Annotated in this window: 8 protein-coding genes; 2 read left to right on the forward strand and 6 right to left on the reverse strand. The window is 51.1% G+C overall.

Going from position 1 to position 13575, the window contains the following annotated elements; all coding sequences use genetic code 11:
* Positions 1–131 precede the first annotated feature (131 nt).
* The 6 genes from CUN67_RS26730 to CUN67_RS26755 form a co-directional block, all read right to left on the reverse strand.
* Complete coding sequence (locus tag CUN67_RS26730; RefSeq protein WP_217621318.1) at positions 132–5324, reverse strand: hypothetical protein; 5193 nt, start codon at positions 5322–5324, stop codon at positions 132–134.
* Positions 5325–5578: 254 nt separating this feature from the next.
* Positions 5579–5773 (reverse strand): hypothetical protein, encoded by a 195-nt coding sequence (locus CUN67_RS26735; RefSeq protein WP_208717866.1) that lies wholly within the window; start codon positions 5771–5773, stop codon positions 5579–5581.
* 1 nt (position 5774) lies between these two features.
* Complete coding sequence (locus CUN67_RS26740; RefSeq protein WP_208718486.1) at positions 5775–8138, reverse strand: hypothetical protein; 2364 nt, start codon at positions 8136–8138, stop codon at positions 5775–5777.
* 18 nt (positions 8139–8156) lie between these two features.
* The gene (locus CUN67_RS26745; protein ID WP_208718487.1) at positions 8157–8903 is read right to left on the reverse strand and encodes an ABC transporter permease; all 747 of its coding nucleotides are present in this window, start codon (positions 8901–8903) and stop codon (positions 8157–8159) included.
* A 5-nt stretch (positions 8904–8908) separates the two neighbouring features.
* Positions 8909–9901: an ABC transporter substrate-binding protein gene (locus CUN67_RS26750; RefSeq protein ID WP_208718488.1), complete on the reverse strand. Its 993-nt coding sequence runs from the start codon at positions 9899–9901 to the stop codon at positions 8909–8911.
* A 13-nt stretch (positions 9902–9914) separates the two neighbouring features.
* Positions 9915–10709 carry an ABC transporter ATP-binding protein gene (locus CUN67_RS26755; protein ID WP_208718489.1) on the reverse strand — a complete coding sequence of 265 codons (795 nt, stop codon included), beginning with the start codon at positions 10707–10709 and terminating at the stop codon, positions 9915–9917.
* A 121-nt stretch (positions 10710–10830) separates the two neighbouring features.
* Here CUN67_RS26755 and CUN67_RS26760 point away from each other — a divergent pair, with 121 nt between their 5' ends.
* Both CUN67_RS26760 and CUN67_RS26765 read left to right on the forward strand, forming a co-directional pair.
* On the forward strand, positions 10831–11547 hold the full coding sequence (locus CUN67_RS26760) for a GntR family transcriptional regulator (RefSeq protein ID WP_208718490.1): 717 nt from the start codon (positions 10831–10833) through the stop codon (positions 11545–11547).
* A gap of 388 nt (positions 11548–11935) precedes the next feature.
* A complete protein-coding gene (locus tag CUN67_RS26765) occupies positions 11936–13561 on the forward strand; it encodes an ABC transporter substrate-binding protein (RefSeq protein WP_254711508.1) in 1626 nt (541 codons plus the stop codon).
* Positions 13562–13575: the final 14 nt, after the last annotated feature.

Here is a 13575-nt window from a genome sequence, read left to right on the forward strand (position 1 = left end):
GTTACAAATGATTGCAGGCATGCACAGCCCCTCGGCCAGTTCCTGCCCGTAACCCAGCCAGATCTCCAGCCGGGCGATAGGATCATGTGTCTCGTGATACGTTTAATGTCCCGATGGTCCAGACCTCCAATTTAGTGGGTCCGAATATAATCTGCAATGTCTGGTGGTACCGGGTTACCGTAATGTAGTCCCCCACCCCACTTAACCATATATTGGGGGAAAGTGAGATTTAATCTGTCTTTCATCTCACCGTAAGATCCGATCCCACGCTTGGGTAATTTTGCTATTTTGTCTTCAACTGAATCAACTGTTGGCGATATAACTGTTGGCTCAGCGTTTGTGAAAAGCTTATCCAGTTTATCATAAACAATTTTCGCACTATTTCCTGTTAATCTGCCAAAAAACATTTTTCCACCCGGAGTTAATGAGTTCCAAAATTCCGCGGCACTATTCCACCCTTTCCTTCCACTATTTGTTAAAACTGAAGCTGTTTGTTTAAAGAATGATGCTAGTATCTCAGTTTTGTTTTGTGGATTTCTTATAAATTCCTGGGCCGCATTGGTTGCATGCTCACTCAACTTATCCATGTTTGCTTTTGCAAGTGATCCGGCACCCATATTCACCACCCAACTAATTAATGCATCCCGAATATGCCCACCTTGTTTTTGAGGGTCATCTTCAATTGAGGCCTTAAGTAATGAAGGTACGCTATTTAATAAACTAATGCCATAATTAACGGCTGGAGTTATTTTCATTGCAGGCCCCCACACAGGATATGCAGAAAGAAACAATTGTAATGCATTCGCTCCATATGTAACATTGGATTCCAGGCTACTCCAGGTGGCGAAATCAAAATCGCTTTTCTTGTTACGAATAAGGGTTGGCGTAAGAATATAGTCTATTTTCCCCCTCACACCAGGTTTAATTGCGAATTCCTTATCAAACGGAGGAGCCTCATTTTGTATTGTTCTATAATTACCCACATTTCTCAGGGAAATATTATCTCTTTTCGAAAGACCTTCGTTAATAGCCGCTCTTAATTCTTGAGATATATTTTCCTCTCTTTGTAGTTTAGAGTAACTCACTGGTTCAAACCCTGGAGTGGTGCTAAATATATAGCCCTTGTGGAAGAAAAGATTTGGTACAACTTTGCCACAAAAAACCACCTGTGTTACATCATTGAGATCGGCCTCAGTAACCATTCCCACAGGGCTGCTGTTTTGGTGGGTAATATTATAAAGCTCAATGCTCGCCTTTGCATTTTGTTTTAAATTATCCCGAATTTCATTCGTATGACTATCCAGGGCTGCCTCGTATCGATCCTCCATATAACTTACTAAAAAACCATCATTTAATTGATGTTTCAAACTATCAGGGTAGTCCGCTGGCCATGTAATTTTATATCCTGTGCCAGCAATTTTTCTTAATAGAGTATTGTTTTCCTCAATAAACTTCCGTGCTGTCCCATTAGCAACTTCAGCGGGAGTAAACCCTTCCTCAATTTTTTTCTTTAAAAATTGTGACTTAAACAAACCAAAAAGGTCCCAGGAATTATCAACATCCACTTTTATTCTGTCGTTTTTAATTCGACTGTCTGGATTTGACATGCCATTTGAGGAATATGCTTCCTTCAGTACATCGTTAGTGAATTCTGATAACGGTTTTTTTACGTCAATCTGGACATTCCTATCCAGAGATTGTTCAAGAAGATTATTTTGAAAATTTCTGGTGAGGCGCGTTTCTCGAGATATCTCACCCAGGTGATCATTAACGGTGTCAGGTCGTGAGGATATATTTGCCGTTTTTCCGGAACTGAACAGAGAATCGCCTCCAAATGCAAAGTGTAGCCCATCAGTATTATTTTCATCGTTCGCATCAAGGTTAATGTTAAACTTCCCTGCCATGCTGTGGTCACCCGTCCGCAATCCCATCAGCGTCGCCGTAATGTTGCGGGTCTCCCTCTCTCCTTTCCCCCACAGATGGGTCACCTCGTGGCGCAGCAAGTCTTTATCAGCAGCGCCTTCCCGGATAAAAATACGGCTGTCGCCCTCCCTGACGCAGGCATCAAACTCAGACTGCCCGGGCTTACTCTTCCCGAGAATAACCAGCTGGTTGGCGTTCTCACCACCAGTCTGGTAAGAGCGCAACCTCTCAGACTGGGCATCACATGCCGCTATCAGGTCCTTCTGCGTCAATCCTCTTGCTTTTATAAAATCACTCTCTGCTTTTGTCAGGGTACCGTTTAACCTGGCTTTTTCCTGTGCAAGATCTTTCAGTGCATCGTCCAGGGCGCGGTCAATCATCGCAACTTCGTCTTTCCGCATGCTCCCAGGACCTGCCCGCCCACGTCTGGCAATATCAGCCATCTCTCCGACGGCCTGTTCCACGCGGTCTCCCTGCCCCTGGTAAGGGAACACCTGATTGCGCAGTGACGCACTCTCCATGGTATTAGTGATAAATTCTGCAGCCGCCCCGACACCTTCCCTTCCCGCGGCAGCGGCCAGCGTGAATCCGGCACTGATGAGGTTATTTGCCACGAAATGATTACCTGCCTGCACCATCGTATGAGCGAAGCCGTTATTTCGGATGTCCCTCACCATCGCCAGTCCGTTTTTGGTATCCCTGAGGAGCGACGGCATTGCCGCATCGGCGGTCAATGCCCCGGCAAATTTCACGGTGTCCAGTTTGGCGTCGGAAATGGTGTGGGAAGGCAGGCCACGGCGAGGCATGCGCGTTTTTTCCAGAGAATCAACACGTTCATACCCTGCCTGAAGGACTAAACCTGCTGACACAATTCCACGGATAGCTCCCCATACATTGCCCATGACACCTCCCGGCACAAGGATGTTGACACTCTGTGAAATCAGTTTGCGCAATGTCAGACGGATGAGCGAACTCCCCAGCCTGGCTGCGCCTTTCTCTTTCATCAGATTTGCCCACTTCAGACCCGGCTCTGCCAGAACTTCCCTGTACGCGCGGGGAAGTTTTAACGTGCCGTCACATTTTTGCCGGTAATATTCTGTAATCAGTGCAACAAATGCTTTCCTGTCAAATCCGGGTGAGTCAATCTCTCCGGCAAGCTTCTCCGCCTGCGCCTCTACCAAAGCGTGCTTTTCCGCCGGACTTAACCCCTTTATTTCATCCACCTGCTCAGCCAGCACCAGTGCAAGATATATCGCCAATCTCTGCTCTGGGCCGTAAACCTCAGGATCCCGCTGGGTGACCTCCCGAAGTTCTGCTACCGCTGTCCGCATCGCCCCCTCAGCCTGTAGCAGAGCCTCTGAGGCAGGCAACCCCACTTCGGTTTTTGTTAACCGGTTCTGCGAAAACACCAGGGTCTCTGCGCTTCCTGCCGCCTTACGGGCTTCATTCACGGCCTCTTTAAATCCGTCCCGACACTTTTGAATATCTGTAAGGAATTCCCTGAGAATATTCACTTTTTTTCGCTGCTGACTTATGTCTTCAGGTCGCGCAGGGAGTTTGCGGGGGTCATCTTTTTCCATAGCGTTCAGTTGAGCTTTCGCCAGGGTGAATTCATTCTCACTGGTCTTCTGCAGCGTGTGCAGTGTATTTTTGGTTTCCTGCCAGCGGTGTTCAACGAACGAAAAGGCTTCTTTCATCTCAGTCCGGGCTAATGAAATGGCTTCAACACTTTTAGTGCGCATGTCACTCACATTGCTCAGGGAATCAGCGCCTTTTTTATGCACCCGCATATCAGCCACTTTATCGGCAGCGTTGGCATTCCCTGCCAGTGCCTTGCTCTTGAGCGCAAACCAGTACAGTGACGTAAGCAGCGGGTCACTTTTTACCTCAAGCAGGTCCGTCAGTTTTTTCCTCTCTGCTCCGGGCGAACCCATCTTTTCAGTAACCCCCACCACCTTATGTACCGCTTTAGCACCCGCACCACGAAGCGCCACCGACATCTCTTTCAGCTGCGTCAGTGTATCTGTCTTGATATCAACAGACTGCCCGCTCCGGCTATTCTCGCGTACCAGGCTGAATGCCAGTCCGGTATCTCTGAGCGGCTGTTTAAGCTCCTGCGACTTGATACTTTTATGTGCATGTATGAGTTTATCCACCGCCTCATTAAACACGTCACGCTGCGTTTTCGGCCCATCAGTAGTGTTGCCGGCACTCATAAGCGTTCTGTACATAGCAACCGCCGCAGTAGCGGCCTCTTTGAGCTCCTGCGCGCCGGCTATGGTTGGAGTTTTCCCTGATGCCAGTGCCTTCAGGTGGGGCGCCAGGAATGCGCAAAATGTCTGCAACTGGCTGACAGCATCCCTGACCTTCCCTTTCGGTAGGGTATCGACAGCCTGTGACAGCGTTTGCGTGGCCTCCCTGATATAAATCCTCTCCCGGTGAACTCCTTTTTCAAGATTTTGCTCATGTGCTTTCAGGTTGTTCAGGACATCGGTCACCGGATCTTTTTTGCTGCCGGGGATGGATACTTTCAGAAGTGCAGCTTTTACCCTGCCGGATTTATCCGGATAAGTACTTTCAATAGATTCATTTCTTCTCTTCTTCACGATCTTAAGCGCATCTTTTATTTTATGCCGGGCGTTGCTCAGTTTCTCCGGCAGTCCAAGAACATCACTCCCCGTGGCTGCTGCCCTGACGCTCTTCAGTATGTCAACCGCACCTTCCAATGCCGCAGACAGGTCTATCAGCGCCTCGCAGGCGTCAAGGCGTACCTGTTTTTCTTCCGCTGACAGACGTTCTGCGGTTTCAGGCTTGTTAACAGCTTCCATACTGTCCTTCATCACCTTAACGGCCGCCGCCAGCAAACTGCGATCTTCCTGGTTGGCCAGCTTTGTTTTCTGTGCGTCATCCAGACTTTCCACTGCGGCTTTCAGTTCCGATCCCAAATCATCAAGGTGCTCTCGGTTTCGTCCCCCCTCCCGGATAAATTCATTCGCAGTGGCAACGACGCTTTCACGGGTCTCCTCATCCAGCAGCACACGGAGAGTCTGAACATCAACAGCCGCTTCCTCTTCCGCTTCCGCTATGGCTGGCTGCGTTCCTGTGCGTTCATCCGTTCTGGCCAGGTTTTCCTTCAAATCCTGCAGGAACACTTCTGTGGAGTTGAGAAGGTCTTCGGCCTCTTTCGTGGATCCTGCTCCTCCAGAAATGTCCTGAAATTTTTCGGCGGGAAAACTCTCCCACAGTGCCTTCCAGTTTTTGCAGGCATGGGGGGCGTCCAGCTCGCCATTATCTGTTATGAATCCCTCCTCCGAGAGGTACTCCCTGAGAGCGGGAGAAGATTTCTGGTAATCATTCAGTAACCGGAGAGCTTTTTCATCAGGTTCAGGCATGTGTTGCATTACATTGCATCCCACTGATAAAACGTGAACACAGGCTATGTCCTCATGGGTGCCTGGGCTGTGTTTCCGGACGCTATCTGCCGGAGCGATGGGATCTACGAATGAGGATGGGGCGGTGTCGTTCTGCAACTTCATTGTGGTGTGCACGGGAGGTTTTCCTTGTCAATTGAGGCTAAATTGACCGGGATTCTATGCTGCCACTAAAGTAGGCTCTTTGGAGTTAAGCCGATTTTTTATGTTTTTTAGCATTGCCGTTACCCAAGCGGTGCCAGGTCGAGGCTGCTACGAAAATCGCTGCCCTGATAATCCGTATCCAGCAACCTGCGTCGTCGCAGTTCCGGTAGCAGGCCAGCCTGATAACGTTGTTCAATAGCATCCGCCAGAGTTGAGGAATTGAACATATCGATATCGAAAGCCAGCGATGAGGTTCCGCAACGCTGGCGTTCCACCTTAACGAGTCAAAAACAGTGCGGATGTCCAAATCCTTGACTGATCTTTTTGTCGTGCCGAAATGAACAGGGCATGTTCTTTTTTCTCTGCCAGCGGCAAATCGCCTAAAGCAATCTCCCCTGTGACATCGCGCGGCAACGGTTGTTCGGTGATCGCTTCAATCTCAACCTGCAATTCAGTACCGGGTAATGAATAGGTTTTCTTCGCTACCTGCAGCAGTTCAGCACCCGTGAGTTCGACGCTGAATTCCGGCGCCCAGGCATGTGGATGGGGAGTACGGATGTCCCCGACCTTTACGTAGCCAGCGATATTGAGCTGAAGTTTTAAAGCGGCATTTTCCAGCCCACCCGTTACCACCGTAAGGGTATCGCTGTCACCATTGGTATCGGTGCGCAGCCCTATTTGTGTATGACTGTGACGCCAGACTGTCTGCTCCGGGTGATCAGCCCCCGTCAGTTCAAAATGATTGATGGGGGTACCGGAAACCTCAATATGACCATGCCAGTATGCGCCACGATAGCGATCTTTAATGCGTGCACCGCTCAACCGCACCCGAAACTGACGGATTGAACGCCCCAGCTCAGCGTGGAGATCGCGTTCCCAGACTTTTTTCTCGCCGTCGTAAAGCGTAATGACTTCCCAGCCTGTGTCACCCAGCAGACGGTAGTTCAGCACCTTTTCTGCGTGGAACGGCGCAACATCCCCCATCACCGCCTCCCCATAACGCAGCTCACCATAACTGCGCTCGCCGGTGGTGGCGAAGGTATGACGCGCCCTGAGCGCCGTCGCCACCCCCTTTCGATCAAAATGTTCGGCCAGGACACCGGTCAGCCCGCCCCGTGAACCAAATACCGCCGTGGCCGGCACCCCTCCGCCACAACGTCCCTGATGTTCATCACTGTTCGCCGTCGCCCCCAGACGATAGCCGCGCTCCAGGGCTTCGGCATAAACCCAGTGAAACTGCCCCCATGCCGAACCGACCTCAATCAGACGCTCCAGTTCGGGATGATGCCAGTCAAGGTTGCAACGCCGTCCACCGACATGCGGTATCAGCAGATGTTTATGCGGTTCTCTGGCATACGCGGCATAAAGTTCATCAAGCGGCCATGTCCCCGGTTTGATTGTGCCAGCGGTAAACTCATTCCATTCGAAGGAACGAACCAGCCGCCCTTCGCGATCAAACGGAAACTGTGGATCGTCATCTTCAAGAAAAACAACATTATGGTCGCCACCGGCGCAGGTATTGCCGCACCATTCCGTGCCGGAATAGCAGACAAATTGCTCAGGCTGATTTAGTTCATTGATCAGTTTCACGGCATTTTTCCAGCGCGCTTCCGTGATGTTGAAATCATTTGCGGTATAACCCAGGACATCGAGACCCGCGACATCACGGCCATAGCTCAGGTTATACAAAGTATCGTTAGTGCCTACAGTGTCATCCGAATGCACATGCAGATCAGCATATAAGGGGCGAAGCCCGGTATGGGTTTTCTCAGCATTGATCCATATTTGCCCCTGTAACAGGGGCAGTGCATCGACAGTGGCCGTCAGGTGCCATTCACCGTTGCGAAGCAGCAGCTCCTGGAGACGGGTAATTGCCCAACCTTGTTGTGCAAGGGTGAAACGTTGTTTCAGCACATCACCATCCTGATGGGTTAACGTCAGCCAGCCCGTCAGCGGTAAATTGATACAGGTATTACCCCAGGCATCATCCAGTCGAACAATGGCCGAAAATGCGGTTTCAGGCGTTATCAGCCTTGGTGCGATTACCGCCAGACTCACCGGCGCACCCGGCTCGATATCCAGCAAAATATCTCCCGGCACTTCAGCAAATTTGGAGCTTCCCAGTGGGTCGACGAACATGCGGAAGGCAAAATCTTTTTCCACAAAACTTTGCACACGGGTGCCACCGCCGCCGTAACGGCGATCGCCGAGACGAATGATGATTTGATCGCCGGGATTAAGATAACCGTCGACAATATCGATCAGAATGGCTTTCTGAAACGGACGTTCGTGTCCTTTTTGATCGAAACGCACCTTGAGGTGCTGCACCGTGGCCGGGCTTTGTCCCGGCACCAGCGGCCCGGCCTGATATTCAGCACTAACGAAATCCGCAGCGGTGGGTTCACTGGTCTGAAAGAGCGCCCAGTCTGAATAGAATTTAAACGCAAGTTTTAGCCATGCTCCATCTGCCAGACCACTGGCGCCAACGGTGTATGTCAGGACAATCTCTTCCCAGGCCCCGGCGGTCACCGTCCGGTGCGAACATTGTACGCTGCCAAGAAATGGCCGCGCTTTATTCAGCTCATACAACCCCTGCGGTGCCACATAAAGTCCGGCATCGCGAATATCAAACTGGCTCACATTTCACCTCTCAATAATTTAATGGGCACGCCAGCGCTGATAGCGCTGTTCAATACGGCGGAAGACCAGATTTTCCATTAACCAGGCAATCAAACCGATCAGGCAGATACCGAGCAAAACCTGGCTGCTGTTACCTGTCTGGCCCCCCATGGCAACCATCCAGCCAATACCCTGTGATGCACCCAGCATCTCGGCGGCGACCAACGCACGCCAGGCCTGGCTGAAACCAATACGCAGCGCTGCGGTGATAAAAGGCAATGAACTGGGCAGATAGACATGCAGCAACAGCTGACGACGACTCGCACCCAGCGTGCGTGCAGCACGTACCTCCCCTCCCCGAATACCCCGGATCCCCTCCTGAATGGTGATACACATGGGAAACAGGGCGGCAATAATGATCACCACCACAATGGAGGTAAAACCCAGACCAAAAATCAGCAACATCAGCGGTGCCCAGGCGATGGGCGGGATCGCCATGAACAGGCTATTCAGCGGCGTAATAAAGTCGCGAAACCGGTCGGATAAACCGGCGCTGACACCGAGCAGCAGCGCCAGGACGACAGCAATGCTGAAGCCGACAAATTCTTCCAGCAGACTTGCCCCCAGCTGTACCCAGATGGAGCCATCACTGAACCAAAGCTGCGCCTCATGCCAGACATCCCAGGGCTGAGGCAACACGTAAGAGGGATAGCGACTGGCCACCGCGATCCACAACAGCAGCAGCACCGGTAACGAGGCCCAGCCCCAGTTTGGTTTTATTCTCATCACGACTACAGACCTGCTTTGTGAAGCCAGTCAGGATTCACCACATCATTCAGTCTGGGTGCCTGCTGCATATAACCCAGGCTGAGCGAATCCTTCATCAGTCGCTGAATAAAGGCGCTATCCTGACCTGTCAGGGAAACCGACCAGTGAATGCGTTTACGCGCCTCCTGCACCACCGCTTCAGGCGCTATGGTCTTCCCGTCAGCGGTTTTGATAGCCTGAAGTTTGAAGGCAGCGGCAATGATCTTATTCGCCTCATCAGGATGCTGGTTGATGAAGGTGACGGCTTTCTGGTGCGCACGTAACAGCTTCAGGACGTCATCGGGACGATTTTTCAGTGTCTCAGGTAACGCCATAATGACGTACCAGGGATAATCCGGTTGCACCTGGTTCACATCCAGCAGAATTCGGGCCTCACCACGCAGCACGGCTTCACTGATAAAAGGCTCCCAGGTGAATGCCGCATCCACCACATTCTGCTGCAACGCCGCTGCCATATTGCCCGCTGGCATACTGAGCACCTCAACATCTTTATCCGCCGTCAGTTTCGCCTGCTGTGACAGCACCAGCCCGCGCAATAGCACATCCATGCCACTGCCTTTTTTCACACCCGCGATACGTTTGCCTTTGAGATCGGCAAGGCTGGCAATCGCGCTATTTTTATCCACCAGCAGTGCCGCCTGGCCGCTGTTCACTTTGGCGATAATCTGCCCCTGCAAACCACGGGAGTACCATTGAAACACCGGTGGCGCACCAATATAGGCCGCATCCAGCTCATGCGCGGCTAATGCCTGAGTGATAACCGGGCCATCGCCAAAAGATTTCAGCTCGACATTGAGACCTTCCTGCTGATAAAAACCTTCCTTCTCGGCAACAATTGCCGGTGCGTTAGCCAGTGCATAGACCCAGCCAATGCGCAGCGGTGGATTATCCGCCGCCAGTGTGGATGCAGAAAAAAGGATGGCCGCGACCAGCACGGCAAAGCGTGATTTACCCATAATGGTGTCCATTTTAATGTTGTGATTTTTGCGGGGATTGCTGCATCACGTAACTGATGCGCTTGAGTAATTCTGTGCGTAAAGCAATAAATTCCGGCAACTGGCGTGTCTCAAGATTGCTGCGCGGACGGGGTAAATCGATGCTGAGTTCACTGTGAATGCCACCCGGTGCAAGGTTGAGCACAATGACGCGATCGGCCAGGAACACTGCCTCTTCAATATCGTGGGTAATGAACACCGTGGTCTGTCCCAGCGCGGTCCACAGACGCAAGGTTTCTTCGTTCATATCGCTGCGGGTGATGGCGTCCAGTGCCGCAAACGGCTCATCCATCAACAGCACTTTCGGTTCCATTGCCAGCGCGCGAGCCAGCGACACGCGCTGTTGCATCCCCCCGGACATCTGATGAGGTAACAGATTGGCAGCATGTGCCAGACCTACGCGAGCGAGGTATTGGTGTGCCAGCGCGAGCTGCGCCGCTTTGCTGATCTGATTGCGCATGCGCAGGCCAAAACGGACATTCTCTACCGCGCTTAGCCAGCCGAATAAATGTGGTTGCTGGAAGACGTATCCCAGTACATCGTCCTCAGGTGCAAGACTTTTGCCACCGACCTGTACGCTGCCCAGGTCAGGTTGAGTAAAGCCCGCCAGCAGATTCAGGAGGGTACTTTTTCCACAACCTGATGGCCCCAGTAATACGACGAACTCGCCTTCGTCCGCATGAAAACTAAAGTCCCTGAAAACCGCGGCTCCGCCAGGATAACCAAAGGTGAGGGAATCAATGGACAACATGGCAACCTGTGTATTCATCAAAACGACTCTGTGAGAGAATGTATTGGGATGTGGTTATAATACGTATTAATACAAGTTGATCTAAGATCGCTTCTGGCTAAATTAGATCCAAATGGAATACCAGCAGGCGGAGGATGCAATGGCATTGGTTCGTGAAAACCTGACGTCACTTTACCGACAGATAGCCGATACCTTACAGCAGGAGATTACGGCGGGTTGCTATCAGCCCAGCGGCAAACTCCCGTCAGAATCAGCGCTGGAACAGCGTTTTGCGGTGAGCCGCGTGACGGTGCGGCTGGCCTTAAAACACCTGACGGAACAGGGTGTCGTGGAGCGTAAGCAAGGGAAAGGGACTTATGTCTCCGGGAAAAAAGTGGCACATGGGATTAATGTGATGCGCAGTTTCCATGAATCGCTTAAACAGCAGGGCCTGGATGCCACGATGCGTTTGCTAAATAAAGAACGCTATCCAACGCCAGCCACGCTGCAACCTTTGTTTGAGGTACAGGATACGCTGACCTTTATTGCGCGATTACATCTGGTGGACAATGAGCCGATTGCGGTGGGTCACAGCCATTTCTCGGTGTTTAATCAGCAACTGAGTTGGGAGGAAATTGAACAGCAGCCGACATGGGCCTTGCTGGAAAAAAGTGCCGGGCTGGCTATCACGCGTGCCGACATCCGTATCCGCCTGCATTACGCCGATAAAACCCTCGCTGAAATACTTCATGTCGCAAAAGGTGCCCCTTTGTTCTGCATGGAAAGAACCTCCTGGTTTGAAGATCAGCGTTGTGCTGAACATTCAGTATTTTTCATTCGACCAGAACGGTATGAATTTACCTGGAATAACGGCTGAAGTTTATCAGCAGCATAATTTGCACCATTCATTCCCCAGAGAGAGCTGGGGAAAAGATCTGACGCTCTTTTATTCCATTGCTTATTTAATGCTCACCTGAATTCAGCTGGCATTATTTCTCGCCTTGTTCGCGCTACAGAATATCCACTCTTTGATGTAAGTCACAATGTTACTAAACAACAAATTCACCCATGTTTAGCCACAAATATACTAAGGATTTTTGGTTATTTATTATAGCGTTTGGTTGTTAGACACCTGATTAGGGGAAGATTAATTTTCAGTTTTTGTAAATGAACATTGCAATTATATTGATGAGGGATCTCTTTTGGTCAGGTTAATAAATAAACAAAGCATTCAGCTCAGTCTTAAAATCGCCCTCTTTAGCGGCATGGCAGCCTTCACCTCCATGACTTTCGCGGATGAACCCCTCAAAGAAGGTATTACCCCGGCAACGGACGCCAGCCAGATTCCGGCAGCGGCGAAGCTGCGCAAAGACACGGTGGTGGCAGGGATCTCTGAACCACAGGGTATTTTTAACCCCTACTTTTTTGTGAATGGCTGGGATGAAAATGTCACTAACGTCATCTTTTCGCGCCTGATTGACTGGGACAGCCACGGGAATCTGGTTCCGGGTCTGGCTGAAAGCTGGACAGTAAGCCCGGACAATAAAGTCTATACTATTAAGCTACGGCCAAACCTGACGTTTAGCGACGGCTCTCCGTTGACTGCTGAAGACGTCGCTTTTACCCTCACCGTCCTTTACGACCCGAAATATGATGGTGACACCGATATCACGCTGGCCAATATTGCTGGCGGCGCTGCATATAAAGCAGGCAAGGCGGACAACGTCAGCGGTCTGAAAGTTATCGACCCGCTTACATTACAAGTCACCACCACGCAACCCGGCGCCACTACCCTGGCTAAAATTGGTGGCCCGGTACTTTCTAAAGCGTATTACGGTAAAGGCTATCAGCGCGGCAATCTTGACTATCTGCGTACTCTGCACGGTAAACCACTGGGTAATGGTCCCTATGTTTACGAGAAATATATTCCCGGCCAGGAAATTCGCTTTCATGCCAACACCCACTTCTATCGTGGTACACCTCCCACACCACGGTTTATTTATCGTGTAACCAATCCGTCGACCAACTTCCAGCTCTTCCAGACAGGTGAGACCGATTATGACGCCTTCACCTCGCGCCCGGATGATATTGAACAGCTGAAACTGCTTGGCTTCGCCAATATCAATCTCTACGGCTCCAGCGATTACAGCAAGGTCGAGTTTAACGTTCGCCGCCCGGCGTTGCAGGATGTGAAAGTACGTCAGGCACTGATTTACGGGCTGGATCGTCAGAAGCTCATCGATGTGGTGTATCAGGGTTATGGCAAAGTGGCCATCGAACCTATCGCACCCATTTCCTGGGCGTATAACCCGGACGGCGTGAATCCGTATAAATACGATCCTTCCCAGGCAAAAAAATTGCTCGATGAGGCAGGCTGGAAGCCGGGTGCCGATGGTATTCGGGTGAAGGATGGCAAACGCCTTGAACTGACCTTACTGGTGAGTAAGAAAGTGCTGAATGATGCGCTTATCCCTATCGCTAAAGAGAACTGGCAGCAAATCGGCGTGCTGCTCAAACCGCAGGTGGTGGATTTCAATGCCCTGATGGCACAGCGTAAAGCTGGCAATTACGACCTGGCATCCTTCAGCACCAGCACCTTAAACGATCCGCATGATGGCGTGTGGGATTACTACAGCACCGAGGCAAAAGAATCAGGCTATAACAATCCGCAGGTCGATAAGCTGATAAATGAAGGCAACGCGGTACTGGATGTGGAGCAACGCAAGCCGATTTACCATCAGCTGTACAAAGTCCTGGCAGACGATCCACCGGTCATTCTGCTGGGTTATCGCCAGATCCTCTCAGCCAGCAGCGCCCGCGTCACCGGTTTCAAACCGGATATCTATAACGGCCTCACCGGCAGCTTGCCGGACGTCAAAATCGTTAAGTAACGCCGCTAACAGCA

The sequence above is a fragment of the Pantoea cypripedii genome (assembly GCF_011395035.1).
Classification (GTDB): domain Bacteria; phylum Pseudomonadota; class Gammaproteobacteria; order Enterobacterales; family Enterobacteriaceae; genus Pantoea; species Pantoea cypripedii_A.

Bases quoted from the DNA above. Each gene is read 5' to 3' on its own strand.
- CUN67_RS26730 (WP_217621318.1), bottom strand. From the start codon at position 5,324: ATGCAACACATGCCTGAACCTGATGAAAAAGCTCTCCGGTTACTGAAT.
- CUN67_RS26745 (WP_208718487.1), bottom strand. From the start codon at position 8,903: ATGAGAATAAAACCAAACTGGGGCTGGGCCTCGTTACCGGTGCTGCTG.
- CUN67_RS26750 (WP_208718488.1), bottom strand. From the start codon at position 9,901: ATGGGTAAATCACGCTTTGCCGTGCTGGTCGCGGCCATCCTTTTTTCT.
- CUN67_RS26755 (WP_208718489.1), bottom strand. From the start codon at position 10,709: ATGAATACACAGGTTGCCATGTTGTCCATTGATTCCCTCACCTTTGGT.
- CUN67_RS26760 (WP_208718490.1), top strand. From the start codon at position 10,831: ATGGCATTGGTTCGTGAAAACCTGACGTCACTTTACCGACAGATAGCC.
- CUN67_RS26765 (WP_254711508.1), top strand. From the start codon at position 11,936: ATGGCAGCCTTCACCTCCATGACTTTCGCGGATGAACCCCTCAAAGAA.